The organism is Streptomyces sp. CB02366 (genome assembly GCF_001905905.1).
Lineage (GTDB): Bacteria > Actinomycetota > Actinomycetes > Streptomycetales > Streptomycetaceae > Streptomyces.
Genome location: NZ_LIVT01000001.1, coordinates 216,296 through 240,348 on the forward strand (window position 1 = coordinate 216,296; position 24,053 = coordinate 240,348).

Sequence of the window (24,053 nt, forward strand, 5' to 3'; positions counted from 1 at the left end):
CATGACTGACAAGTTCGACAAGGCGCCGGCCGGTTCACCGGCGGCCCCGGCGCCGGTCTCCAAGGGCGCCACCCCGGCCCCGGAGAACATCAAGGCCATCCCGGTCCGCCACGTCGGCCGCTGGATCAGCGGCGTCGTGGTCATCGGCCTCCTCGCCGCCCTCGGGTACGCCTTCTCGCAGGGCAACATCCAGTGGCACGCCGTGGGCGACAAACTGTTCGACAGCACCGTCGTCGCCGGCGCCGGCCGCACGCTGCTGATCAGCGTCCTGGCGATGGTGCTCGGCGTGATCCTCGGCGTCGTGCTCGCCGTGATGCGGCTGTCGAAGAACCCGGTCACCAGCTGGGTGGCCTGGCTGTACATCTGGTTCTTCCGGGGCACCCCGGTCTACGTGCAGCTGCTGCTCTGGTTCAACCTGGCGCTGATCTTCCCGGTCCTGAACATCCCGTTCGTCTACAAGGACGAGATGACGGACGTCATGACCCCGTTCATGTGCGCCCTGCTGGGGCTCGCGCTGAACGAGGCGGCCTACATGGCGGAGATCTGCCGGGCCGGCATCCAGTCCGTCGACGAGGGCCAGACCGAGGCCTCGCACGCGCTGGGCATGACCCAGGGCAGGACCATGCGCCGCGTGGTCCTCCCCCAGGCGCTGCGGGTCATCATCCCGCCGACCGGCAACGAGTTCATCAACATGCTGAAGACCTCCTCGCTGGTGTACGCGGTCACGTACAACGAACTGCTCCGCTCCACCTCGCAGATCGGCTCCACGTCGTACGCGGTGATGGAGATGCTGTTCGTCGCGTCCATCTGGTACATCGTGATGACCAGCGTGTTCAGCGTCGGCCAGTACTACCTGGAGCGCCGCTTCGCCCGCGGCTCCCTGCGCTCGCTGCCGCTCACGCCGCTGCAGCGCATCAAGGTCAACCTCGCCGCGTTCAGCAACCGGCCCTCCGGAGGTGTCTCCGCATGACCACCCCCATGGTGAAGGCCGAGGGCGTCCACAAGTCCTTCGGCGCGGCCCACATCCTCAAGGGCATCGACCTGGAGGTCGCGCCGCGTGAGGTGTTCTGCCTGATCGGCCCGTCCGGCTCCGGCAAGTCGACCTTCCTGCGGTGCATCAACCACCTGGAGAAGATCAACGCCGGCCGGCTCTCGGTCGACGGCGAGCTGGTGGGCTACCGGCAGAAGGGCGACAAGCTCTACGAGCTGAAGGACAGCGAGGTCGCCCGCCAGCGCCGCGACATCGGCATGGTCTTCCAGCGCTTCAACCTGTTCCCGCACATGACGGCTCTGGAGAACGTCATGGAGGCCCCGGTCCAGGTCAAGGGCGAGGCCAAGGCGGTGGCGCGGGCCCGCGCCGAGAAGCTGCTGGACCGGGTCGGCCTCTCCGACAAGGCGGGGAACTACCCCTCGCAGCTCTCCGGCGGCCAGCAGCAGCGCGTGGCCATCGCCCGCGCGCTGGCGATGGAGCCGAAGCTGATGCTCTTCGACGAGCCGACGTCCGCGCTCGACCCGGAACTGGTCGGTGACGTCCTGGACGTCATGCGCGGCCTGGCCGAGGACGGTATGACGATGATCGTCGTCACCCACGAGATGGGCTTCGCCCGCGAGGTGGGCGACGCGCTGGTCTTCATGGACGACGGCGTGGTGGTCGAGTCGGGCCACCCGCGCGAGGTCCTCACCAACCCGAGGCACGACCGGACGAAGTCGTTCCTGTCCAAGGTGCTGTAGGGCCTGCCGCAGGGCCCGCTCACGCGAGGCGCCCCGGACCGAACCGGTTCGGGGCGCCTCCGCGTACCCGTGCGAACTCCGTACCCGTGCCTACTCCGTACCCGTGCCTACTTCACGGCGAGGACGAGGGTGTCCGAGGGCGAGGCCCACACCGCGCGGGCCTCGCCGAAGCCGGAGGCGAGAAGGGTGCGGGCGTGCCAGTCGGCGGAGGGCATGTCCCCGTCCGCGTGCTCCCCGTAGATCGCGAAGCGCTCGGCGGTGGGCCCGGCGAGGACCGGGTCCTTCGCGGCGAGCGCCCACCACTGGGCCCAGTCCAGCGCCCCGGCGGCCTTGGCCCGGTCCATCGCGGCGTGCCGGTGGGCGCGTTCGGCGGCGTTGATGCGGGGGGTGGCCGGGTCGATCGTGCGGTCGGCGTTCATGAAGACCCCGCCGTCCCGGACGAGCCCGCCGAGCTGCCCGTACAGGGCGGCCAGGGGCTCGCTGTGCAGCCAGTGCAGGGCGGTGGCGGTGAGGACGGCGTCGTACGACGTGTGGGGCAGCCGGGCCGTCCAGTCGGGGTCCTTCAGGTCGGCGGTGACGAAGGCGACGCGGTCGTCGCCGTCGAAGGTGCCGCGGGCGATGGCCAGGAGCGCGGGGTCGAGGTCGACGCCGGTGCTCGTGGCGTTCGGGAACCGCTTGAGGAGCCGGTCCGTGATACTTCCCGTACCGCACGCGAGGTCGAGCACGCGGGGTTCCGGTCCCACGACCGCTTCGACCATGTCCAGCATCACCCGGAACCGCTCCTCGCGGTCGGGCATGTACCACTCCTGCTGCCGGTCCCAGCTCTCCTGCCAGGACTGCCAGTCGGTGCCCGTAGCCGTCTCCGTCATCCCAACCTCCACGTAAGGCCCATATCCGCAAACCGACCATTACACTGACCGGTGCCCCGACTTTAGACCGACACCGTAAGGACTACAAGTGGAACTGGCCTATTACTCGGACTACGCCGTGCGCCTGGTCAACACCGAGGAGCCGGCCCGTGGCAAGGACGCCCTCACCTCCGTCGAGGCGGTACGGGAGCTGTTCGGCGCGAACCGGCAGGCGGCGCGCCGGACGACGGACGCGGACGTGACCCGGTTCCGTTCCGTACGGGCACGGCTGCGCGCGGTCTTCGAGGCGGCGGACGGCGGCGAGGAGACGCTCGCGGTCGACCTGCTGAACTCGCTGCTGCTGGAGTTCCCGGTGAGCCCGCAGATCTCGGGGCACGACGTGCGCGACGAGGACGGCAGGCCGGACTGGCACATGCACCTGGCGGACCATCCGTCGAACGCGACCGCCGGCTACGCGGCCATCGCGGCCATGGGCCTGGCCTTCCACCTCACCGAGCACGGCGTGGACCGGCTCGGGCTGTGCGAGGCCTCGCCCTGCCGCAACGCCTACCTGGACACCTCCACCAACCGCTCCCGGCGCTACTGCTCGGACCGCTGCGCCACCCGCGCGAACGTGGCCGCCTACCGGGCCCGCAAGCGCGAGGAGGCCGAGCGCACCGGCCGCAGCGCGGAGACCGCCCACCCCAGCACCGCCGACACCGAGCGCTGACCCTTCGCCAGGGGCCGGTAGCGGGCCAGCACCCGGGCGAGCACGAGCTCCTCGGGCACGACCCCGTAGTCCGTGCTGTCCCCACCCGCGAAGGTGTTGTCCCCGCGCACCCACCAGCCGCCGGGCCGCCGCTCGACGGCCCGCTTGACCACCAGCAGGTCCTGCTGGAAGGGGTGCCGCAGGATCACCACGTCCCCGGGGCGCACGGCTGCCCCGTACTGCACGAGCAGCAGGTCGCCGTGGTAGAGCGTGGGCACCATCGAGGGCCCGGTCACCTCCACCACCTGCAACGGACGGCGCGTCACCCGCCCGCCCCCGGACACCTGTCGCCGCTCCGGCATCTTGGGCACCTCCCGCTCCTCCTCCAGCACATCGCCAGTACATCGCGCCGCGTACGGATCCGTACATTCGGCCGACGGCCCGACACCCACCCCGGACTTTTGGCCTAAGCCCCTGGGGCAGCCGCGGAAAGCGGCGCTCCACGGAGTAATGTCCCACCTGAGAAGACGATCACGAGGAGGACAGCTCCATGCTTTCCCGCCTGTTTGCCCCCAAGCTGAAGGTCAGCGCCCACTGCGACCTGCCCTGCGGCGTCTACGACCCGGCCCAGGCCCGCATCGAGGCCGAGTCGGTCAAGGCCGTCCAGGAGAAGTACCAGGCCAACGAGGACGCGGACTTCCGCACCCGCGCGATCCTGATCAAGGAGCAGCGCGCCGAGCTCGCGAAGCACCACATCTCGGTGCTCTGGAGCGACTACTTCAAGCCCCCGCACTTCGAGAAGTACCCGGAGCTGCACCAGCTGGTCAACGACACCCTGAAGGCGCTCTCCGCGGCCAAGGGCTCGAACGACCCGAAGACGGGCCAGAAGGCCCTGGACCTCATCGCCGAGGTCGACCGGATCTTCTGGGAGACCAAGAAGGCTTGATCCGGACGGGCAGGCCGACTCGGCCGCCAGCGGCCGGTGACGCCGCTCGTTCGACCGCGCCCGGTTCGCGGGTCGCCGATCTCGGCGGCCGGCGGACCGGGTTTTTCTTGCGTCCAAACGTTGAGGAACACGGGCTTACCAGACGTGCACGGCACGTGACCCCGCATACTCGGCTTCAGCATGACGGGGGGGGGGCCGACGGCAGGGCCCCGGAAAGGGAAGCGGGCGCTCTTCGCCCTCTTCCACCGGATCCGTACCAGGCGAAACCGCCCGGACCGGCTTCGTCGGGGCCGGTCGAGGATCGGAGCACCGATGTCAGCGCCCCGCCCCGTTGCTACGATTCTCGTTCTGCTCCCTGAGAGACCGATGCGACGCCCGACCGCTCGTGCGGGTCGCAACGCGCCTGCGGAGCAGCAGGTTTCGGCGAGGCAGTTCACGTGAACCAGGGGGCAGTCGTATGGGCGCAGAGGACGCCGCACCGTGTCGTCACGCGGGAGCGCCGCCCCCGGAGGTCGTCGAGAGGGTTTCGGGCCTGATCCGCCGTCTGGGGGCGGAGACAGAACTGCTGGAGCGTAGCGGCGTCACCGCGGAGGAATTCCGGGACGCGCTGCCGATGGCGATCCAGAAGATGCGCGGCAGTATGAGCGCCAGCAACGCCGAGCGCCGGGAGTTCGTCCGAGACGTGCTCGGCCTACTGGTCGCCGAGGGCTTGGCGGACCGCCTCGACGAGCCGACGTACGGCGACGATACCGTGTACCGCCTTTCCGTCCCCGGCATGGATCGCGACGTCGCCGTCATCCAGAAGGGATGCCCTGACGGGGCTCACAGCAGCACTCGATGGTCGGCGCCGGAGTGGGCGGGCGAGGTCTACCTGTGGTGGGTATGCGACAACATGGGTTTCCAGCCGGGGGAGCACGTCTCCAAAGGAGTCAACCGGCTTTTCAAGCGTTTGACCGACGGGGGACGTGATCGACTCGCCGGCGTGATCTTCCACAGCAGTCCCTGCGGTGGGGCCGCCCGCGTCTGTCCGAAGGCTGACCGGTCCGTCACGATCGGTGGCCGCGAGGTGCCGCCGCCGTGCGTCTACGTGTTCCCTGACCCAGATCCGTCGGCGAGCGAGTGGAACTGGCGCGGAGGCCAAGAACGTCGTTTCCCCGCCGTCCTGCTCAAGGCTTTCCGCATCCCCGAGGAGCAGGCGCCGCATTTCGTCGGAGACATCGGTTACCGGTTGGTCGGCGGTCGGCGAAAGACCCACATCGTTTCGCGTGCCGGCCTCGGCCGCACGACTTCGCACAGGAGCTGACGCCCATGCACGTTCCGGTCCCCGCCCTCGACCCGAACCGGTCCGTCTACCTGGCGGCCCGCCTGGGCGACTCGCCTCGAACCATGCCGGTACCCGCGTGGCCGCGCCCCGACAAGGAGCTGCCCGTCGTCAATCTCGAAGTCGCCTGGGTGTGTTTCTCCACCATCAACCATCGCACCAAGGCGGAGCAGATCCGCGAGCGTCGCAAGAGCGGCCGCGACGATCTGTTCGAACGCAGCCCGCTCGGGAAAGAGGCGCAGGACGCCCAGTACAACATCTTGCGTGGGCAGGAGGGCTTCGCCGAGCTCAAGGAAGACTTGAAGACGCGGGGGCAGCAGGAGCCGGCCATCGTCACCGCCGACGGTGTGCTCATCAACGGCAACCGCCGTTCCGCAGCCATGCGGTCCCTGTTCGTCGACGATGACGTGCGCGGCGCGCGTTATGTGCGGTGCCTGGTCCTTCCCGCAGACGCCACGGCCGCGGAGCTGGTGGATCTCGAGACGGAACTCCAAGTCGCCAAGGACTTCAAGCAGGACTACTCGTGGATCAATGAGGCCTTGTTGATCGAAGAGCTGTATGAGCGCGAGAACAAGAACTTCAAGCGGGTGGCAGAGCGGGTACACCGCACCGTGGCCGATGTCCGCGCGTACTACGACAAGATCCAGCAGGTCCACCAGCTCGTGGCCATATCGAAGGGCACCCGAGAGTATGTGGACTTCATCCCCAACGAGTCCGCGTTCGACGAGCTCGCGAAACACATCAAGAACAAGAGCGAATCCGAGGCGCAGAGCGTCAAGGATGTGTATTTCATCGGCACGCTGACCGGCGTGGAGTACCGGAACCTGCGTCATCTACGCCGTCCCGACGCCGCCGCGCTGGTGCTCGACGAGATCAGGAGCGACTCCAGGCTGGAGGCGGTGCTCGATGAGGCGGCCAAGAGCCCGGACGCCGAGGAGAAGGACGACGACCTTCTGGACGCCTTCCTCGACGACGGTCCCAGCGCCTCCGAGCCGCTCAGTGGTCTCCTGCGGCTCGTTGCAGCCACGGACAAGGAGGGGACCGTCAAGCTCGGCGACGGTCCGCCGATGGAGGCGAGCCAGTTGCTCAGCGGACTTCGGCGGTCGATCACCAACGCCGCGACCGAGGCGAAGGAGGACACACGGGACCGCAAGGAGGTCACGGCGCCGTTCGAGCGGGCGGACGCGGCCATCGGCGAACTCAACCGCATGATCCATGCGCTGCCGCGAGCCCGCCGGTACGACGACTGGAACGAGGCGGCGTTCACGGCCAAGGTGGAGCAGCTTGAGGAACTCCTGCTGAAGGTCAAGGGGCGGCCTTGATCTACGCCGAGTTGTACGGGGCTCCTCGGCCCGTCGTCGTTCTGGAGAAGCGCGCCGACACGGGACTGGGTGCGTGGGCGAGCATCCAGGAGACGCTCGCGCGGGGCATCGTCGGTGGTGCGAGCGACCGAACCGAAGTGCGGGTAGAGGTGTTCCTCGCCGAGCTCCACGTCATCGGAGCCGTCCGCAACCGCTACCGCGAGAAGTTGGACTTTGGCCCGGCTCTGAAACAGCAGGTTCAGGCCCTGCTGTCGGACCAGCGGCAGCGGCAGGCGGCCCTGGACGATCCCGGCGCCGTCGACACTCCGGCGGATCTCGAGGAATTGCTCGCGCAAGCCGGATTCATCCGCCGCCTGAAATCCTTCCAGTTGGAGAACCTCGCGCGGATCGTACGGCTGCCGCATGCAGCGGACTTCTCGGTGCCCGGCGCCGGCAAGACGACGGTGGCCCTGGCCAATCACGCCATCGCGTGCGCTCGGGGCCAGGTCGAGCAGATGCTGGTTATCGCCCCGCTCGCGGCCTTCGCTGCCTGGAAGGAAGAGGTCAAGGCGTGTCTCGAGCCCGCTCCGCGGCTCACGGTCTACCAGGGCGCCGGTTCGCTGATCCCGCAGAGCACACAGATCCTGCTGACGAACTACAACCGGGCCGCCACCGATTACGACCGTATCCGCGACTTCGTGGCGCGTCGTCCCACCCAGGTCGTTCTGGACGAGGCACACCGCATCAAGCGGGGTTCCGGCGGGGTTCACGGGCGTGCTGTCCTCGACCTCGCCTACGCGGCACGCCGACGCGACGTACTGACCGGTACGCCTGCCCCGCAGGGCGCGCACGACCTGGTGGCTCCGATCCGGTTCCTGTACCCGGGGCAGGACCGGAAGATCCTGCCGCAGAGCGCGTACAACGAGCGCAACGGCCGTGACGAGGATGTGGTCCGGGACACGGGCGAGGCGATCGCGAAGTATTTCGTCCGGACGCCCAAGGCCCGGCTCCAGTTGCCGCGGACGGAGATCGTCGTGGAACCGACGGAGACCAGGCCCATCCAGAAGGCGATCTACGAGGCGCTCCTGGGCCGTTACCGTGGAGAGTTCGCGCTGGCGACGAAAGACCGCCGGGACTTCGACCGGCTCGGGCGGATCGTCATGTATCTGCTGGAGGCGGCGACCAACCCGGGCCTGTTGGTGGCGGGTTCGGACAAGGACGACGAGACGGGATTCGCCCATCCCCCCTTGCAGGTGGCGAGTGACGAGCCCCTGATGCGGCTGCTGAACTCGTATCAGGCGCACGAGGTTCCCTGGAAGTACGACCGCGTGCGGGAGATCGTCGCGAAGGAGGCCGCGCGCGGACAGAAAGTGCTCGTGTGGTCGACGTTCGTGCGCAATCTCAAAATTCTGCGCGGATTCCTCGAGGAATACCGGCCCGCGGTGGTGCACGGCGGCGTGCCCGCCGCGGACGGAGCGTCTGCGGGCGCGGTAACCAGGGAGAGCGAGTTCGACCGTTTCCGCACCGACCCGGATTGCAAGGTGCTGCTCGCGAATCCGGCCGCGTGCGGCGAGGGCATCAGTCTGCAGCACTGGTGCCACCACGCGGTCTATCTGGACCGGACCTTCAATGCCGGCCACTACCTGCAGAGCCAGGACCGCATCCACCGCATCGGTCTCGCAGAAGGCACCCTCACGAAATTCACGCTCCTGTTGAGCCGGGGCACGATCGACGAGACGGTGGACGGCCGGCTTCGTGACAAGATCGAGGCGATGGCGAAGCTGATGAACGATCCCGGGCTCGTCCGGGTGTCGCTTCCGGAGCCCGATGAGCAGGTCGGAGGGTCCGCCGCTGCGGACGACGACATGCAGGTCGTGGCGGCCATGCTGCGCGGGTGAATGAGGGTTCGTGAATCTGCTGCCTCGTCACGGCGTCGTATATGCGACGGTGCTGCTCGCCCATGTGGCGCGAATTTCGCCGCGCAAGGGGGTCGACGCGTGGGTGGCGGCCGCGCGACAGCACGGCTCCTACCTCGCCACCGCGACTGACCTGAGCACGCCTGCCCGAGCGCTTGTCGCGGCGGGGCTCGCCTGCGTGGGTGAAGAAGGAAGCATAGGGCTGGCGCGTCCGCTGGAAGCGCTGGCCGCGTCGCGCGATTATCAGCGCGCCATGCACCATGCGGCGGTCACACTGCTGGCTGCTCAGCCGCCTGCATGGTTGTGGGTCGCCGTGGGGAGCGAGGGCGTCGAGCACGCGTACATCCCTCAGCCCGACCTCGATGCACTGAGCTGGCTGGGCGAGGACCTGGACGAAGTATTGGCCGAGGCCCGTCGGTTCCTCGGCGCCCGTCGGAGGGCGAACCTGGCCAAGGAGATCGGCGACACGGCAGAGGAGATCGTCGTAGCGGCGCTGAGGGCAGCAGGCCAAGAGCCGGTTCACGTCGCCCGGATCTCCGACGCCTACGGCTACGACGTGGAGCTGCCCGAGGAGCCGATCCGGTTTCTGGAGGTGAAGGCGGCAGGACCGCAGACGGCCGATCGCTTCCATCTCTCCCGCAACGAATTCGACACGTGTGTACGCCGCGGGGACGCGTGGCGGATCGTTCAGGTGGTGTTCAAGGCGAGCGCGTTCGTCGCGGACCCGATCACGGCGGCGGACGTCTGCGAGATACGGGAGCTGTCCGCCGCTGCGGTACACGACCTCGTACCCGGGGACACCTCCGGGTTCAGATGGGAGACGTCGGCGGTCCTCACTCCGTCCGCGTCACTGTGGCGACCGAGCGGTCTGGTACCTGATCCCGGCTTTCTACGGCCGGGCTTCGACCCGCACGCCGCCGACGGCTGAGCCCGGCCCCGCGGTCTCGGGTTCTCGGCGATCAGCGACTCTTCTGCTCCGCGATGAGCGGCTTCAAGTAGTGTTCGGCGAGCCAGGCGACCGCATCGACGCAAACGGCGTCGCCGAAGCCCATCAGCGCCTGATTCGTCCGGGCCGGAAGCGTGTAGTCGTCCGCCCCCATCAGGCAGGCGTACTCGTGCGCCGTCATCCACCGGGTCCGCAGGCCTTTCGGGCCGATCTCCACGACGGCCTGCTTCGAGGAGCCGCCGCCGGTGGTACGCAAACAGCCCGCGATATCGTCCGCTCGGATCTCCCAGGCCGGCTTTCCGCCACGTGTGCGGCGATAGGCGGTCCGGTAGACGGTCGAGCCTTTCTCCTTCAGCTGCGCGATGCGCTGGAGCTGGATCTCGGAAAGCTGCTCCTCGAACTTCCTCTGCCGCTGCTCGTCCCACCAGACGTCGTCGGGGACGGGATCATTCTTCTCGATAAGCGTCGTCCAGCCTTCTACGCGGTGAGAGGGGGGACTGGGCAAGGCTGCGCGGTGGGTGCGCAGGTCTTCGTCATCGAATACGGGATCCAGCCAGGACGGACGCAAGAAGGCGTTCCGGCTCTCAGGGTCCTCTTCCACCGGAGCGTGGCGTGCTCCGACGAGGAAAAGGCGCGGGCGTGACTGCGGAACCCAACTGCGAGCGTCCAACGTCAGAACGTCCAGCGAGTACCCGAGACGGTTGAGCTCCTGGACTGCCGCCCGGAGGTCTGCCCCGCCGTGACTGGTGGCGAACCCGTTGACGTTCTCGAGTGCGACCACCGCGGGACGGTCGCTCTCACCGAGGTTCTCCAGAATCTTGGTGAAATCCCAGAACGTCCCGGAGTGCTTGCCCGCAAGACCTTTTCGTCCGCCGGCGAGCGAAAGGTCCGTGCAGGGGAAGGAAGCCCAGGCGAGATCGAGATCACGCGGCAGACCTGGCGCACTCTCGTCCTCAGCGATCTTCTTGATGTCGCCGAGCTGGTAGTGGTCGTGCTCGTCCGCGAAGTGCCCGTTGTACATGTCTCGCTTGTCGGAGGACATGTCGTTCGCCCACACGACCTTCAGGTTCGCCCTCTCCAGCCCCAGCCGCGCCAGTCCGATGCCGGCGAAGAACTCCGCCACGGCGGGGGCGGCCGGGGCGCCGTCCTGCTCGGAGGACGCTGCAGGAGGGGGCACAGGGGCTACGACGGGCGCGAGAGTCACGTCCCGGATCCTAGAACACGCCTCCGCCTCGAATGCGTCCGCCCGCCTGGGACCGGACTCCGGGCGGAGGAGGCCCGTGCTGTTCGCGGCGGTACCGCGCCGTACGGCTCCTTCGCCGCCGTTGCTCGCTTCGGCGGGCGATTCGTGCCCGTCGCACGCTCGCCCGACCAACGGCGCGTCGACGGCCGGCACAGCCGTTCGGTCGTTCATGATCTCGCTCCAGACGCCCAGGCCCCGAGGACCTATCCGGCCTGGCTCTCCCAGGCGGCACTTCGGTCACAGCATCGCCAAGGTAACCGGGGCCACTGACATCACCGTCGGCCCGTCAACGATCGTAAGGCGGGAAGCGCCATAATCGTCTATGTGACTCATTCGGGCGAATCGTGGGCCTCGACACCCGGCACTCGGGCCAGCATGCAGGCGAACCGTAGCCGAGACACCAAGCCGGAGCTGGCACTGCGCAGGGCCGTGCACGCCCGGGGCCTCCGCTACCGGGTCGCGACCCGCCCCTTGCCGGCGCTGCGTCGCACCGCCGACCTCGTGTTCCCGCGGCAGAAAGTCGCGGTCTTCCTCGACGGCTGCTTCTGGCACGGCTGCCCCGAGCACCACACGAAGGCGGCACGGAACTCTGAGTACTGGAAGGCGAAGGTTCGGCGCAATCGCGAGCGCGACGTGGACACCACCGAACGCCTGACCGGCGAGGGGTGGGTCGTGATTCGGTTCTGGGAACACGAGGACCCCCTCGCCGCGGCGCTGATCGTCGAGAGGGCCGTTAAGGACCGCAACGCCTCTCGCTAGCAGCGGGGATCCGTCAGTCCAGGTCCACGCCTTCGTCATCGATTTCCGGTTGCCCGGAGTGCTCCTGGAAAAGAGTTCCCACCAAGCCTTCGATGTCGATCGCGTCGGCCGACGGTTCAGGCCGCCCCTCGGCGTGCGCGAGTCGTGCAGCGGCCAGGTGAGCGAGACGTGCCGCCTGGATGACGACCACTCGACGCAGGCCCGGAGACACGGCGCCCCGTTCATGGGCGACTGCGGTCAGCCGGGAGAGCGTCTCGGCCCGGCGAGCGATGCGGGTGTCGTCATGCCCGCGCTCTCGACGAGTCTCAGCGCTCACCAGCTCGAAGCGCCGAGACGGAGGAAGCTGCACGAGAGAGGAACGGGGAGGAATCTTCTCATTGAGTATCGCGTGGAATCGGCTTCCCTTGATCGCCTGGACATAAGCCGAGTACTCGACTGCGTTGAGCAGGCTTCGGGCGTCATCGTCCTTGGCACTCGCGTTCTCAAGATCCCAAAGCGGCCACAGTTCCATCTCTGCGACTTCGAAGACGTCCAGGATGCGCATCGCCACGGCATCGGTCCGCTGATTGGTGAGATGTCTGCGAACTCGCGTCCGCAACTTCTCATTGGTCTGGCCAACGTAGATCGGCTCGCCGTCATAGTCATAGAAGGCGTAGCAACCCCATTTGGCGTAGGACCATTTACGCCCTGCGGAGTCTGTCGCCTCCAATGCCTTATCAAGGAGGTTCCGGAAATCCTGGACCAGAGGGGCGGGCAGGTCTGAGCGCTTCGGCGCGGGGGGCGGGGTCATAAGGGATCGAGGTCCTCAGGGGGTCAGATGAATATCAGCAAGATCTTGCTTCCTGGGATTCCTATCACGCCCCGCATCGGCCCTCCGCCCGAGGCCTCGGGAGACAGCACGGGGAAGGCGTGGCCGACACCACACCGATCACCCTCGGAGCAGGGGGAGGCCGAGCCATGCGCCTCGCGCGCTGCACGCGGGACGGAGGCTTTCTTTCTTGCCCCCCTGGCGGCTTGCCCGGTCGTGCGCTACGGTCGCCACATAACGAGACGCAACGTTTCGTCTCGCGTCTATCGGAACAGTGGGGTCCACCATGGAACGCTTCGTCGACGTCGCCCCCGGCGTGCGCCTCTGGGCGGAGGAGCACGGCGCGCCCGGCGCTCCCGCCCTCCTCCTGGTCATGGGGGCCCAGGCGTCCGGGCTCGGGTGGCCCGACGAGCTGGTGGAGGTGTTGGCCGTACGGCACCGGGTGATCCGGTACGACCACCGGGACACCGGCCGCTCCACCGCCTCCTTCGACGAACAGCCCTACCCGCTCACCGCGTTGGCGGAGGACGCCGTCGCCGTCCTGGACGCGTTCGGGGTGGAGCGGGCGCACGTCGTGGGGATGTCGTTGGGCGGCATGCTGACGCAGTTGCTCGTCGCTGACCACCCCGACCGGCTCCTCAGCGCCACCGTCATCGGGACCACCGCGCTCAGCTCCACCCCGTACACGGCGCCGGACGGCCGCCGGGTACCGCCGGAGGAGCTGCCCGGCGTCTCCGCGGAGCTGATGGAGCTGTGGTCGCGGCCCGTGGAGGAGCTGGGGCCGGAGGCCGAGCTGGAACGGCGGGTCGAGCACTGGCGGGTGCTGGGCGGCGGTCTGATCCCGTTCGACGCCGAGTACGCCCGCGAGTCGGAGCGCCGCATCATCGCCCACACCGGGCACCACCGCGCCGGGACCGCGCACGCCCGCGCCGACCACTCCGGCATGGAGCGCACCGGGCAGCTCGCCGCCACCGAGGTGCCCACGCTGATCATCTCGGCCCCCGCCGAACCGGTCGCGCCCGCCCCGCACGCCGAGCACCTGGCCCAGGTGATCCGCGGCGCCCGGGTCGTCGAGATCCCCGGGATGGGGCACGCCCTCCCCCGCGAGGTCCACGCCCCGCTGGCCGCCGCGATCCTGGACCACACCGGGCGGAGCTGACCCCGGCCCGCGTCCCGGCGGGTCGGGCCGGGCGTTCCCCCACCGCCCTCCGCGGGTGGGGTCGGGCGCTCCCGCGCCGCCGTCCGCCCTGATCCTGGACCAGGCGGCCCGAAACGGCCCCGCCCCGTCCTCCCGGCTGACGGAACTCCTCGCTCCCGCCCTCCGTCTTCCGGCAGGCGGGCCTTCCCGTCCCGTCTCCCGGCAGACGGGACTTCCCGCCTCTCTTCCCTCCTGCCGGTCCCCGCCGCGTACCCCGTGTCATACCTGAGAGCCACCCCTCAGGTGCGCTCCGCGGAGGGACGCCAACTACCGGCCCCCGTCCATAGCTTCTGTACCGCAAGCACGCAGTGCCCCCGGTACGGAAGGAACTCGCCCCATGGCGGACCGCCCCCGCAGACGTCGCATCCGTCGCACCCTGCTCGCCGCCCTCGTCACCTTCGCGGTGGCCGTGCCGGTGTCCGGTGCGGCCCGGCCCGCGGCCGTGCCCGCCCCCGCGCCGACCGCCCTCGGGCCGCTGCGGGAGGCGAGCCCGGCGGCCCTCGCCCCGCGGTACGCGGTGAGCCGGCAGGACATCCGGGCGGCCGAGCGGGCGGCGGAGGACCACGGCCACCTGCGACGGGCGGCCTCGCTGCGGGAGTTCGCCGCGCCGGGGCGGCAGTTCCTGTCCTTCGACGGGCGGGACGGCGGCCGGAGCGTGGAGGTCGTCGGCGACCTGGCCGCCGCCCGGCGGATCGCGGTGCTGGTGCCCGGAGCGGGCGTCGGCCTGGACGCGTACGGGCGGCTGAGGCGCGATGCGTCCGCGCTGCGCGGGGAGTTGGGCGCGGGCGGGGCCGTGGCGATCTGGCTCGGCTACCGTTCGCCCGCCACCGTCAGCACCGCCGTACTCACCACCGAGCGGGCCGACGAGGCCGCGCCGCTGCTGCGCGCGCTGGTGGACGGGTTGCGCGCGGTGCGGCCCGCCGCCCGGATCAGCCTGCTCTGCCATTCCTACGGGTCGGTGGTCTGCGCCCGGTCCGCCTCGGGGACCGCCGCCGACGCCCTCGTGTTCTACGGCAGCCCCGGGGTCGGCGTGGAGGACGCCGAGGCGCTGCGCACCCGGGCGCGGGTGTGGGCGGGGCGGGGTCGTGGGGACTGGATCGCCCGGGTGCCCCATGTCCGGGTGCGGTTGCCGCTCCTCGCGGCCGTGGGGTTCGGGACCGATCCGGTGGCCGCCCGTTTCGGGGCCGAGGTGTTCGACGCGGGCAACGGCGGCCACAGCGACTACCTGCTGCGCGGCTCGCGTTCGCTGGCGAACCTCGCCCGGATCGTGGCCGGCGCCGAGCCGGTGGGGGCGTCCCGATGAGGGGGCGTCTCGCCCGGATCGCGGCGGGTGCCGAACCCCTGCGGCCTCCCGCGCACAGGGCCGTGGGCGGGGCCGCCGAACCGCTGCTGCGACCCGCGCCCGGGGCTGTACGCGAGGGAGCCGAACCCTTGCTACGCCCCGTACGCAGGGCCGTGCGCGGGGGAGCCGAACCCTTGCCGCGGCCCGTACGCAGGGCCGTGCACGAGGGTGTCGCCCGTATCGAGGCCGCCACCCCGCCCGGCCGGGACCGGGCCCTCGACGGCCTGCGGGCCCTGGCGATCCTGGGCGTGGTGGGCGGGCACTGGCTGGTCACCGCACTGGTCGCCGACAGCGGCACGGTGCGCGGGGCGAGCCCGCTGAGCGCCATGCCCCGACTGGCCCCCGTCTCCTGGGCGTTCCAGACCCTCGCCGTGTTCTTCCTGGTGGGCGGGCAGGTGGCGGCCGGGAGTTGGGCCTCGGCGTGCCGGCGGGGCGTGCCGTACGGAGTGTGGGTGGGCGGCCGGCTGGCCCGCCTGTTCCGGCCGGTGGCGGTGGTGGTCGCGGTGTGGACGCTCGCGGCGGCCGTCATGCTGGCGGCCGGGGTGGGCGCGGCGACGGTCCGGACGCTGGCCAAGCTGGTCTGGTCCCCGCTGTGGTTCCTGCTGGTCTTCGCCGTCCTGACCGCGCTGACGCCGCTGGTGGCACGCCTGCATCCGCTGTGGCCGCTCGTGGTGGTGCTTCACGTCGACCTCGTACGCCTCGGGCTCGGCGGCCCCGATGAGCTGGGGTGGATCAACGTGGTGGCGGGCTGGCTGACGCCCTACTGCCTGGGCTCGCTGGTGGCCCGGGGCGGGCTGCGCGGCCGGACGGTCCGCTGGGGTCTGCTGCTCGGCGGGGCCTCGGCGGCGGCCGGGCTCGTGCTGTGGGCCGGGTACCCGGCCTCCATGGTCGGCGTTCCGGGCGGCCGGATGTCCAATCTGGACCCGCCGTCCCTGGCCGCCGTGGTGTTCGGGCTGGCCCAGTGCGGGGCGGCGCTGCTGCTGCTCGGGCCGCTGCGGCGGGCCCTGCGCCGGCCCGCGCTGTGGGCGGCGGTGGCGGTGGTGAACCTGGCGGCGATGACCGTCTTCCTCTGGCACCAGACCGCGATGATCATCGTCACGGCGAGCGCGCTGCTGCTCGCGGGCGTTCCGCTGCCCGGGTTGCACACCGTGCCCGACGGCCCCGGCTGGGTGGTCGCCCGGCTGTTCTGGCTGCCGGTGTTCGCGCTGGCGCTGGCGGGGTGCTGGGCGGCGTTCCGAGGTCATGAACAGGGCGGACGGCGGACGGGTGGGGCCTCCCTCCTCGTACGGGAGTCCGCCCCCGGGCGGAAGGGGTGGGCGCGTCGTGCCTAGTCTGGGGAAGAGCGGAGCCGAGGGGGCGGTGGGGGCGGTGGCGTCATCGGGGGCGGTACGCCTGCGGGCGGCGGTGCGCCGTGTGCCGCGTGCCCTGTACGAGGAGTTGTGGGCCGCTCCGGCGGACCGGGTGCCGCGCATGGAGGAGCCGAACGTGCCGGTGTGGCGGCCGGTGTTCCTGGTGCTGCTGGTGATCGCCTCGGTCGGTATCGCGGTGGTCCGTACCGGGGAACTCACCCCGTACGGAGCTCCGGTCAGCGGCCTCGCGGTGCTGGTGGCCGTCGCCCAGTCCGCGGTGTTGGTGGCGGGGATGTTCCGGCCGGTGGGAGCCTGGTGGTCGATGACCGCGCTGGCCGTCGTGGCGCTGCTGTTCACGGTGGCCGCCGCGCCCCGCGGCCACGCGGCCCAGTGGCTCCACGGCCTCCCCATGAGCCCCGACCTCCTGTATCCCGTGCCCTTCGCCGGGATCGCTTCGCAGGCCGGCACCCTGTTCCTGCTGGCGCTGCGGGTGGCGCCCCGCCGTGCGGCGCTCGCGCTGGCGCTCTCGCTGGCGCCGACGCTGTTCGCCGCCCTGCGCACACCGCCGCTGCCGCAGGTGAGCCCGCCCGTCGCCCTGCTCGTGCTCGCCACCGCCGTGGTCGTCGGCGCCGCTCTGCGCAGCCTGCGCCTGGCCCGTAAGGACCTCGTCCTCCAGGCAGGGCTGACCGCGGAGGAGCGGGCCCGGCGCACCCTGCTGGAGGAGCGCAACCGGATCGCCCGGGAGCTGCACGACGTGGTCGCCCACCACATGTCGGTGATCTCCATCCAGGCCCAGGTGGCCCCGCACCTGGTGGAGCACCCCACCGACGAGTTGCGGGAGAACCTGGCCGGCATCCGCGAGAACGCCCTCGAAGCCCTCGCCGAGCTGCGCCGGGTGCTGGGCGTCCTGCGCTCGGAGGACGCCCCCGGCCGGGGCGAGGAGACCCGGCACGCCCCGCAGCCGGGGCTCGACGGGCTCGACGGGCTCCTCGCCACCGTGCGCTCCGCCGGTCTCGGCGTCACCGCCTCCACCAGCGGCGAACCCCGTCCCCTGCCGCCGGGCGTCGAGCTGTCCGCGTACCGCATCGTGCAGGAGGCGCTGAGCAACGTGATGCGGCACGCGCCCGGAGCGAGCGCCGAGGTGGTGCTCGACCATCGGCCCGCCGGGCTGGCCGTCCGGATCGTCAACAGCGCGCCGGAGCACCCGGTCGCCCCCTCCCCCGGCGTACGCCACGGTCTGCTCGGGATGCGCGAGCGCGCGGCGATGCTCGGCGGCGAGCTGGCCACCGGGCCGACGCCCGGGGGAGGCTGGGAGGTCACCGCCCTCCTGCCCGCCGCCGCCCCCCTCCCCGGCGCCGCGGCCCCCACCGCGACGACAACCACGACAACGACGCCAACAACCACGACGACGACCACGACCACCGAGGACGCCCGATGACCCCGCCCATCCGCGCCGTGATCGCCGACGACCAGATGATGGTCCGGCAGGGCTTCTCGGTCCTGTTGAACGCCGAACCGGACATCGAGGTGGTCGGCCAGGCCGTCAACGGGCTCGACGCGATCGACAAGGTCGCCGAACTCGCCCCGGACGTCGTCCTGATGGACATCCGCATGCCGGAGCTGGGAGGCATCGAGGCGACCCGGCGGATCACCTCCCCCGAGGGCTCCGCGGTGAAGGTGCTCGTGCTGACCACCTTCGACCTCGACGAGTACGTGTACGAGGCGTTGCGCGCCGGCGCGTCGGGCTTCCTGCTGAAGGACGCCTCGGCCGATGAACTCGCCCATGCGGTACGGGTGGTGGCGGCGGGCGACGCGCTGCTCTCGCCGAACATCACCAAGCGGTTGATCGTGGAGTTCTCCCGGACGGCCGGAGCCCCGCGTCCGCCGCTCAAGGCGCGGATCGGGGAGCTGACCGAGCGCGAGACGGAGGTGCTGACGCTGATCGCGGGCGGTCTGTCGAACGCGGAGATCGCCCGGGAGATCATCGTGGCGGAGCAGACGGTGAAGACCCATGTGGGCCGCATCCTGGTCAAGTTGGGCGTGCGCGACCGGACCCAGGCGGCGGTGTTCGCGTACGAGTCGGGTCTGGTGCGCCCGGCCGGACGCTGACCGCCCGGTGCGGTGCGGGGCCCGTTCCGTAGGATCGGCCCGTGACGACGGGGACGACGGCGGGGATGCCGCCAGGACGTGGCGGGGGCGGGGCGGGCGCGCCGGGACGGGAAAGCGGGGCCGCGGCGCCGGGCGCGGCGGAACAGGCGGGCGGCGGCCGGGGGGCCGAGGCGCCCACCGAGGTCGAGCGCGAGCTGGCGGCGGCGCTGGCGGACGGTGGTCAGGACGCGGTCCTCGACGTCCTGGCCCGCACCCGGCTCTACGTGCTCGTCCCGCGCCTGCACGCGGACGTCCCGGGCGGGACGGCCCCACTGCCCACCTTCCGGGACGGGGCGAGCCGGCGGATCTGCGTACCGGTGCTGACCCCCGGCCTGCTGCCGCCCTGGCACCCGGAGTGGGTGTTCCGGGCGGTGGACCTCGGCGAACTCGCCCGGATCTGGCCGTACGACGCCCGCCGCCTCGCCGTGAACCACGGCACCCCCCTCGCCGCCCTGATCGGCGCCGGGCCCCGGCGGCTGCGGTCCTGGCAGAGCGCCGGCGCCCGGTCCGGCGCGGCCCGCCGGGGCCGGCTGCTCACCGACGCCGCCGGACCCCTGCACGGGCCGCTCGCCCACGGCCTGGCGCTCGGCGCGCACCTCGCGGTCCACAACGGTCTCGTCTGGAACCGGCTGGGCGCGGTCTACCAGGACTACGCGACGGACCGGGCCCGGCTGCGCAGCCCCTGGGGCGTCCGGCACCGGGCCGACTTCCGCAGGCGACTGGACTCCCTGATGAAGTACCGGCTGGTGGGACGGGTCCAGGAAACGGTGTTGCGGGCCCGCCACACCCTGGCCGACCGGCTGGGGCGCACGCCGACGCGCGCCGAGTGGACCGAGGCGGTGGAACGCGCGTTCGCGGCGCGCGACGCCGAGGACCGTGCGGAGGCGCACCGGGCGCTGCACCGTTCCGTCCGGTACGAGGAGCGCTTCCGGGCCGACGGGGTGCTCGCCCCCGACCGGCGGATCGACACGCTCGCCGCGTTCGACCTGGGGCGGGCGGTCAACCTCGTACGGCTCGCGCTGGGCGCCCGCCTCACCGAACCCCGGGAAGCCGAGCAGGACGTGCTGCGCCTGGTCGAACCGGCCCGCCGGGCGTATCCCTCCTGGGCCGACTTCTCCCTCGGCTACGCCCTGGCCCGCCTGGTCCACGGCGACGACGCGGACGGCACGCCCGGCGAGGAGCTGTTGTACCGGCAGTCGCTGGCGCAGCACCGCATCCTCACCCAGGACCCCACCAGCCCCTACCGGAACATCCCCTGGTCATGAACCCGAATCCGCCCGCCGCCACTCCCCCGGCCCCCGGCGCCCCGGCCCCGTGGACCCCCACCCCCTGGGCGCCGCCGTCCGAGACCGAGCAACTCCTCCACGAGGCCGCGCTGCGCGGTGACGTACGGGGTCAACTGGCCGCGCTGGCCGGGGCCGAGCTGTACATCCCGGCTCCCCGTGCCGAGGTGGACGCGGACCCGGAGACCGTGATCTGGCGTCGGCACGTCGATCCCGCGGGCTTCGTCTGCCGTCCGCTCCTGACCAGGGGGATGCTGCCCGCCTGGCATCCGGACTGGGTCTTCCGCGGGGTGACGCTGCGGTGGGTCGCCGAGTTCGGCTGGTCCGATCCGCAGGTGTGGCTGGGTGTGAACGTGGGAACGCCCGGTCAACTGCTGCTGCCCGCCGCCCCGCCCGACCTGGCGCTGTGGCAGCGGGCCTACGCGGAGAACGACCGGGCGCCGAACAACCGCCTCGTCGCGCTGCGGCACGGCGCGCTGCACGGGCCGCTGGCGTACGGCCTGGCCTGCGGGGTGCATCTGGCGATCCGGAACGCGGTGCCGTGGAACGAGATCGGCACCGTCTACCGCGAGTACGTCGAGGAACGCGAGCAGCTCCGCGACTCCTGGGGCATCACCGACCACGCGGGATGGCGCGTCCAGCTGGACGCCCTGCTGGACGCGCGGAACAGCCCGCCGGAGCCGGACTTCGTGCTGCGCGCCCGCGAGCAGTTGGCGGCGGCCACGGGCGAACTGCCCTCGGCCGATCTGTGGCGGGAGACGGCCGCCGGTCACGCCCAGGACCTCGGGGCCGACGCCGCGACGGTCAGGGGCATCGAGGAGCTGGTGCGCCGGGTCGTGCGGTACGAGGCCCGGTTCCGCGCGGACGGGCTGCTGCCGCCGGACGGCCGGGTGCGCACGACGGTCGCGTACGACTACGGGCGGGCGGTGAACCTGGCGCGCTGGGGGCTGTCGGCACGGTTCTGCGGACCGGCGGACGCGGAGGCGGCGATCGTGTACGCCGGGGCGCTGAGCAAGTCGGCCCACCGTTCCTGGGAGGAGTTCTCCGCGGGGTACGCGCTGGGGCGGGTGCTGCGGTTCGACGAGGAGGAGTACGGGCCGTTCTACGAGCAGAACGTCGTCGCCCACCGGCTGCTGACCCGGAGCGAGGGCAGCCCCTGGAAGCACATCCCGTGGCGGTGAGGCGGCGGGCCCCGGCCGGTTTCGCCGGGGAGCCCGCCGCGGGGAGGGGGGCGGCCGCCGGGGTGCGGGAGGCGGCGGGCCGGGGCGGGCCCGCCCGTCAGCCGCCGGGGAGCAGGTGGCGGTAGCTGTCCGGGTTCGCCGCCAGGAACGCGGCGAAGCCCGTCGCCGGGCGGCCGGTGAGCGTGGGCACCGCGTCGGAGACGGCGGCCAGCTCCCCGTTGGCGATGGCCTCGTACGAGGTGACCCAGCCGGCCACCTCCCAGTCCGGGGCGCCGTAGCCGGCCCGGGAGGCGTAGGCCTCCTCGCGGGTCTCGGGAACGTAGACGACGGGACGCCCGGTGGCCCGGCTCAGCTCCTCGGCCGCCTCCGCGAGGGTGAACGCCTCGGGCCCGGTGAGGTCGTAGGCCAGCCCGTCGTGGTCCGTGCCCGACTCCAGCAGGACGGCTGCCGCCGCGTCGGCGATGTCCTCGTGGGTGACGGCCGCGACCCGTCCGTCGCCCGCCGGTCCGCGCAGGACGCCGTCGGTCCCGGTCATGGCGGGCAGCCCGGCCTGGTACCAGTTGTCCCGCAGGAAGGTGTGTCGGACACCGGCCGTACGGAGGTGGGCCTCGGTGTCCCAGTGGTCGCGGGCGAAGGTGAACGTGGCGTCCGGGGCGGCCCCCTGGAAGGACACGTACACGATCCGCTCCACGCCCACCGCCACGGCCGCGTCGATCGCCGTGGTGTGCTCGCGGACCCGGTCGGGGCTCTCGTGAGCGGAGACGAGGAACAGGGTGTGGGCCCCGTCGAGGGCGCGGCGCATGGCCTCCCCGTCGCCGTAAGGGGCGGCGGGGGCGCGGTCGGCGCCGGGTACGTCGGGCAGGCGAGCGGGGTCGCGGCCGAGGAGCCGCACGGGCACGCCGGTCCGGGCGAGTCGCCGGGCGACCCGGCCGCCGACCGCTCCGCTCGCTCCGGTCACCGCGGTGAGGGGGGCGTTCATGGGGTTTCGTCTTCCTCTCGTCGTGCGGGGCGCCAGTCCTCCAGGGGCCGCACCTCGACGACCGCGTCCACCGGGAGCGGTCCGTACAGGTGCGGGAACTCCTCGCCGCCGGGCTCCAACGCCTCGAACCGGACGGGGTCGGCGAGGCGGGCGGGGTCGACGACGAGGACCACCAGGGCGTGTTGCGAAAGTCCCGCGGCCTCCCCGTACAGCATCCGGGCCACGCCGGGGAGTTGGCGGGGCAGCGAGAGGTGGATGAAGCCCTCCTCCCGGAGGGTGCGGCCGCGGGTGGACATCTCGTACGTCCCGGTCCCGCGGGCCGCCTCCCACAGCGGTGCTTCGGTGAGGTGCAGCAGGGGTTCGGTCATGGGCCCACGCTAAGGGCTGTCGTCAGCCTGCCGTCGTCGCCCGGCGGGCGGCAGTTCGACGACAGGCCCTGAGGGCTCTCCCGGAGCGCGGTCAGTGGTCGCGGCGGCGAGCCCGGCGCGTGGCGACGAGGACCGTGCCGCCGGCGGCCACCAGCGCCGCCGCGATGGACCCGAGGACCCATTCGCCGCCCCGGGCCCCGGTGCCGGGCAGTTCGCCGGGCCGGCTCGGCGAGGGCGTGGGGTGCGGGGTGTGGCCGGTGGGGGCCGGGGTGGGTTCGGTGGGGCCGGGCGTGGGGTCCGTGGGGGTGGGCGTGGGGTCCGTGGGACCGGGCGTGGGCTCGGTGGGGCCGGGCGTCGGGTCCGTGGGGGTCGGCGTCGGGTCGGTCGGCGTCGGCGTGGGGTCCGTGGGGGTCGGCGTCGGATCGGTCGGCGTCGGCGTCGGATCCGTGGGCGTCGGCGTGGGATCGGTCGGCGTCGGCGTGGGTTCGGGGGTGCACGACGGCAGGTCGCCGTTGAAGGGGTACGCGTGGATCTCCTGGCCGCCCGACTGGCCCGCCGAGGTGTGGGTGAGGGAACCCGCCGTGTAGAAACGGCCGTTGGTGCCGCTCATGTCGAGCGTGGTGGTGCTCGACGGCCGGCCCACCAGCACGCTGCCCTGGAACTGCGCCGGTCCCGTCAGGGCGAGGTCGGTGGCGTCCGGGAAGTTCCACAGCAGGTTCTCGCGCAGGCGGGGGTCGGAGAAGGCCCCCATGTACGTGGCGATGCGGCGCGAGGCCCCGTAGACGTTGACCAGGACGGTCGCCCCGTCGGGGATGCCGGCGAAGACGATGCCCGTGTTGCCGCCGTTCGCCGCCGCCAGGTCGGCGTCCACGTCGAAGATCTGGATCGCGGACGTGCCGTCCCCGATGAAGGTGGTGACGTCGCCGACCACCCGCCAGGTGCCCGTGGCCGCCCGGTGCTCGTCGCCGTCGTACGCGTAACAGCGGCTGGCCTCGGTGAGCTGCGGGCGCAGTCCGGTGTACGGGTCGGCCGCGTCCTCGTCGAAGCGGGGGGCCGTGGCGGGGTTCACCGTGCCGGTGAGCTCTCCCGCGTACGCGACGCGGCCGGAGTGCGTGCCCTCCTCCGCCAGGAGGCGCTGGCCCGCGGCGATGGTCACGTCCCCGCCCACCGTCAGGTAGTCGGAGCCATCCGGCGGCGGCACTCGCGAACCGACGCCCGCGACGCCGACGTTGTAGACCTGCGAGGCGCCCGCCCGCTTCTCCATGTCGAACCGGCCGAGGGTGACGATCTTCCCCTCCGCCTCGGCCGCCGCCTGCCGGACCAGGAAGTCCCCGCCGACGTACACGTTGATGTTGCTGTCGTAGCCGACGACCGGGCCGTTGTCGGGTTCGTTCCAGCTGGGCGGGCAGGAGCCGCCGAGGCAGGGCCCCAGCCCGCCCGGGAGGGGGTCGGCGCCCGCGGCCGGGGCCAGCACGCCCACCATCGCCGCGGCCGTCGCCACTGTCACTGCCGCCCGGATTGCGTTGCCGCGTCTGCGCGCCTTCTGTTCCATGCCGCGCAATATGCATGGTCATCACTTTGTCGTTTTGTATGACACGCCGCACTTATGCGGTTCTGTAGACCTATGGGAGGTTTTTCCGCCGCGACACGCACGGGAAGGCCTCTCCGGGCCCCTAT

23 protein-coding genes are annotated in these 24,053 nt (G+C 71.6%); 16 read left to right on the forward strand and 7 right to left on the reverse strand.

The features are described 5' to 3' along the window. The first annotated feature begins 1 nt into the window (after window position 1). Window positions 2-970 (forward strand): amino acid ABC transporter permease, encoded by a 969-nt coding sequence (locus AMK24_RS00885; protein ID WP_073763925.1) that lies wholly within the window; start codon window positions 2-4, stop codon window positions 968-970. After that, window positions 967-1,731, forward strand: coding sequence for an amino acid ABC transporter ATP-binding protein (locus AMK24_RS00890; protein WP_073763927.1), 765 nt, complete (start codon window positions 967-969; stop codon window positions 1,729-1,731). Before AMK24_RS00885 ends, AMK24_RS00890 begins: the two co-directional genes overlap by 4 nt. A 107-nt stretch (window positions 1,732-1,838) precedes the next feature. On the opposite strand, the gene AMK24_RS00895 is transcribed toward AMK24_RS00890, so the two are convergent. Continuing rightward, window positions 1,839-2,600 (reverse strand): class I SAM-dependent methyltransferase, encoded by a 762-nt coding sequence (locus tag AMK24_RS00895; RefSeq protein ID WP_073763929.1) that lies wholly within the window; start codon window positions 2,598-2,600, stop codon window positions 1,839-1,841. A gap of 88 nt (window positions 2,601-2,688) precedes the next feature. Between AMK24_RS00895 and AMK24_RS00900 the strand changes: the two genes are divergently transcribed. Then, complete coding sequence (locus AMK24_RS00900; RefSeq protein WP_073763931.1) at window positions 2,689-3,309, forward strand: CGNR zinc finger domain-containing protein; 621 nt, start codon at window positions 2,689-2,691, stop codon at window positions 3,307-3,309. Here the strand turns inward: AMK24_RS00900 and sodX are convergent. Beyond that, window positions 3,222-3,650, reverse strand: a complete 429-nt coding sequence (gene sodX / locus AMK24_RS00905; RefSeq protein ID WP_073765565.1) for a nickel-type superoxide dismutase maturation protease — start codon at window positions 3,648-3,650, stop codon at window positions 3,222-3,224. The genes AMK24_RS00900 and sodX overlap by 88 nt on opposite strands. 188 nt (window positions 3,651-3,838) lie before the next feature. Here sodX and sodN point away from each other — a divergent pair, with 188 nt between their 5' ends. From sodN to AMK24_RS00930, 5 genes are all read left to right on the forward strand, one after another. Continuing rightward, window positions 3,839-4,234 carry a superoxide dismutase, Ni gene (sodN, locus tag AMK24_RS00910; protein WP_073763933.1) on the forward strand — a complete coding sequence of 132 codons (396 nt, stop codon included), beginning with the start codon at window positions 3,839-3,841 and terminating at the stop codon, window positions 4,232-4,234. 457 nt (window positions 4,235-4,691) lie between these two features. After that, complete coding sequence (locus tag AMK24_RS00915; protein WP_073763935.1) at window positions 4,692-5,537, forward strand: hypothetical protein; 846 nt, start codon at window positions 4,692-4,694, stop codon at window positions 5,535-5,537. 5 nt (window positions 5,538-5,542) lie between these two features. Then, a complete protein-coding gene (locus tag AMK24_RS00920) occupies window positions 5,543-6,877 on the forward strand; it encodes a ParB N-terminal domain-containing protein (RefSeq protein WP_073763937.1) in 1,335 nt (444 codons plus the stop codon). Beyond that, window positions 6,874-8,754: a DEAD/DEAH box helicase gene (locus AMK24_RS00925; protein WP_073763939.1), complete on the forward strand. Its 1,881-nt coding sequence runs from the start codon at window positions 6,874-6,876 to the stop codon at window positions 8,752-8,754. Before AMK24_RS00920 ends, AMK24_RS00925 begins: the two co-directional genes overlap by 4 nt. 10 nt (window positions 8,755-8,764) lie before the next feature. Beyond that, complete coding sequence (locus AMK24_RS00930) at window positions 8,765-9,700, forward strand: protein NO VEIN domain-containing protein (protein ID WP_073763941.1); 936 nt, start codon at window positions 8,765-8,767, stop codon at window positions 9,698-9,700. A gap of 31 nt (window positions 9,701-9,731) precedes the next feature. On the opposite strand, the gene AMK24_RS00935 is transcribed toward AMK24_RS00930, so the two are convergent. Beyond that, a complete protein-coding gene (locus tag AMK24_RS00935) occupies window positions 9,732-10,922 on the reverse strand; it encodes a DNA cytosine methyltransferase (RefSeq protein ID WP_242434875.1) in 1,191 nt (396 codons plus the stop codon). A 414-nt stretch (window positions 10,923-11,336) separates the two neighbouring features. On the opposite strand from AMK24_RS00935, the gene AMK24_RS00940 reads away from it, so the two are divergent. Then, window positions 11,337-11,720 carry a very short patch repair endonuclease gene (locus AMK24_RS00940; RefSeq protein ID WP_073763943.1) on the forward strand — a complete coding sequence of 128 codons (384 nt, stop codon included), beginning with the start codon at window positions 11,337-11,339 and terminating at the stop codon, window positions 11,718-11,720. A 13-nt stretch (window positions 11,721-11,733) separates the two neighbouring features. Here the strand turns inward: AMK24_RS00940 and AMK24_RS00945 are convergent, their stop codons facing one another. Further along, complete coding sequence (locus tag AMK24_RS00945; RefSeq protein WP_107427328.1) at window positions 11,734-12,510, reverse strand: GIY-YIG nuclease family protein; 777 nt, start codon at window positions 12,508-12,510, stop codon at window positions 11,734-11,736. A gap of 304 nt (window positions 12,511-12,814) precedes the next feature. Here AMK24_RS00945 and AMK24_RS00950 point away from each other — a divergent pair, with 304 nt between their 5' ends. The 7 genes from AMK24_RS00950 to AMK24_RS00980 all read left to right on the forward strand — a co-directional run bounded on the left by AMK24_RS00950 (window position 12,815) and on the right by AMK24_RS00980 (window position 21,029). After that, entirely contained in the window at window positions 12,815-13,687 is an 873-nt protein-coding gene (locus AMK24_RS00950; RefSeq protein WP_073765571.1) for an alpha/beta fold hydrolase, read from the forward strand. Window positions 13,688-14,063: 376 nt separating this feature from the next. Beyond that, window positions 14,064-15,029 carry an alpha/beta hydrolase gene (locus AMK24_RS00955; protein ID WP_073763945.1) on the forward strand — a complete coding sequence of 322 codons (966 nt, stop codon included), beginning with the start codon at window positions 14,064-14,066 and terminating at the stop codon, window positions 15,027-15,029. Between the two features lie 197 nt (window positions 15,030-15,226). Further along, window positions 15,227-16,399, forward strand: coding sequence for an acyltransferase family protein (locus tag AMK24_RS00960; RefSeq protein WP_107427329.1), 1,173 nt, complete (start codon window positions 15,227-15,229; stop codon window positions 16,397-16,399). After that, complete coding sequence (locus AMK24_RS00965; protein WP_384578506.1) at window positions 16,392-17,855, forward strand: sensor histidine kinase; 1,464 nt, start codon at window positions 16,392-16,394, stop codon at window positions 17,853-17,855. Before AMK24_RS00960 ends, AMK24_RS00965 begins: the two co-directional genes overlap by 8 nt. Further along, complete coding sequence (locus tag AMK24_RS00970; protein ID WP_073763951.1) at window positions 17,852-18,526, forward strand: response regulator; 675 nt, start codon at window positions 17,852-17,854, stop codon at window positions 18,524-18,526. Before AMK24_RS00965 ends, AMK24_RS00970 begins: the two co-directional genes overlap by 4 nt. A 41-nt stretch (window positions 18,527-18,567) precedes the next feature. Then, complete coding sequence (locus AMK24_RS00975; RefSeq protein ID WP_242434876.1) at window positions 18,568-19,830, forward strand: DUF1266 domain-containing protein; 1,263 nt, start codon at window positions 18,568-18,570, stop codon at window positions 19,828-19,830. Then, window positions 19,827-21,029 carry a DUF1266 domain-containing protein gene (locus tag AMK24_RS00980; RefSeq protein WP_073763953.1) on the forward strand — a complete coding sequence of 401 codons (1,203 nt, stop codon included), beginning with the start codon at window positions 19,827-19,829 and terminating at the stop codon, window positions 21,027-21,029. The genes AMK24_RS00975 and AMK24_RS00980 overlap by 4 nt, the downstream gene beginning before the upstream one ends. Before the next feature lie 97 nt (window positions 21,030-21,126). Here AMK24_RS00980 and AMK24_RS00985 read toward each other — a convergent pair whose 3' ends face one another. The 3 genes from AMK24_RS00985 to AMK24_RS00995 all read right to left on the reverse strand — a co-directional run bounded on the left by AMK24_RS00985 (window position 21,127) and on the right by AMK24_RS00995 (window position 23,928). Further along, window positions 21,127-22,008: an SDR family oxidoreductase gene (locus AMK24_RS00985; RefSeq protein ID WP_073763955.1), complete on the reverse strand. Its 882-nt coding sequence runs from the start codon at window positions 22,006-22,008 to the stop codon at window positions 21,127-21,129. Further along, window positions 22,005-22,376, reverse strand: coding sequence for a DUF952 domain-containing protein (locus tag AMK24_RS00990; protein ID WP_073763957.1), 372 nt, complete (start codon window positions 22,374-22,376; stop codon window positions 22,005-22,007). The genes AMK24_RS00985 and AMK24_RS00990 overlap by 4 nt, the downstream gene beginning before the upstream one ends. A 91-nt stretch (window positions 22,377-22,467) precedes the next feature. Further along, on the reverse strand, window positions 22,468-23,928 hold the full coding sequence (locus AMK24_RS00995; RefSeq protein WP_199876342.1) for a choice-of-anchor A family protein: 1,461 nt from the start codon (window positions 23,926-23,928) through the stop codon (window positions 22,468-22,470). Window positions 23,929-24,053 lie beyond the last annotated feature (125 nt).

Excerpts from the sequence above, each read along its gene's own strand:
- AMK24_RS00885 (WP_073763925.1), top strand. The coding sequence starts at position 2 with ATGACTGACAAGTTCGACAAGGCGCCGGCCGGTTCACCGGCGGCCCCG.
- AMK24_RS00890 (WP_073763927.1), top strand. The coding sequence starts at position 967 with ATGACCACCCCCATGGTGAAGGCCGAGGGCGTCCACAAGTCCTTCGGC.
- AMK24_RS00895 (WP_073763929.1), bottom strand. The coding sequence starts at position 2,600 with ATGACGGAGACGGCTACGGGCACCGACTGGCAGTCCTGGCAGGAGAGC.
- sodX (WP_073765565.1), bottom strand. The coding sequence starts at position 3,650 with ATGCCGGAGCGGCGACAGGTGTCCGGGGGCGGGCGGGTGACGCGCCGT.
- sodN (WP_073763933.1), top strand. The coding sequence starts at position 3,839 with ATGCTTTCCCGCCTGTTTGCCCCCAAGCTGAAGGTCAGCGCCCACTGC.
- AMK24_RS00915 (WP_073763935.1), top strand. The coding sequence starts at position 4,692 with ATGGGCGCAGAGGACGCCGCACCGTGTCGTCACGCGGGAGCGCCGCCC.
- AMK24_RS00920 (WP_073763937.1), top strand. The coding sequence starts at position 5,543 with ATGCACGTTCCGGTCCCCGCCCTCGACCCGAACCGGTCCGTCTACCTG.
- AMK24_RS00940 (WP_073763943.1), top strand. The coding sequence starts at position 11,337 with ATGCAGGCGAACCGTAGCCGAGACACCAAGCCGGAGCTGGCACTGCGC.
- AMK24_RS00945 (WP_107427328.1), bottom strand. The coding sequence starts at position 12,510 with ATGACCCCGCCCCCCGCGCCGAAGCGCTCAGACCTGCCCGCCCCTCTG.
- AMK24_RS00950 (WP_073765571.1), top strand. The coding sequence starts at position 12,815 with ATGGAACGCTTCGTCGACGTCGCCCCCGGCGTGCGCCTCTGGGCGGAG.
- AMK24_RS00955 (WP_073763945.1), top strand. The coding sequence starts at position 14,064 with ATGGCGGACCGCCCCCGCAGACGTCGCATCCGTCGCACCCTGCTCGCC.
- AMK24_RS00970 (WP_073763951.1), top strand. The coding sequence starts at position 17,852 with ATGACCCCGCCCATCCGCGCCGTGATCGCCGACGACCAGATGATGGTC.
- AMK24_RS00980 (WP_073763953.1), top strand. The coding sequence starts at position 19,827 with ATGAACCCGAATCCGCCCGCCGCCACTCCCCCGGCCCCCGGCGCCCCG.
- AMK24_RS00985 (WP_073763955.1), bottom strand. The coding sequence starts at position 22,008 with ATGAACGCCCCCCTCACCGCGGTGACCGGAGCGAGCGGAGCGGTCGGC.
- AMK24_RS00990 (WP_073763957.1), bottom strand. The coding sequence starts at position 22,376 with ATGACCGAACCCCTGCTGCACCTCACCGAAGCACCGCTGTGGGAGGCG.
- AMK24_RS00995 (WP_199876342.1), bottom strand. The coding sequence starts at position 23,928 with ATGGAACAGAAGGCGCGCAGACGCGGCAACGCAATCCGGGCGGCAGTG.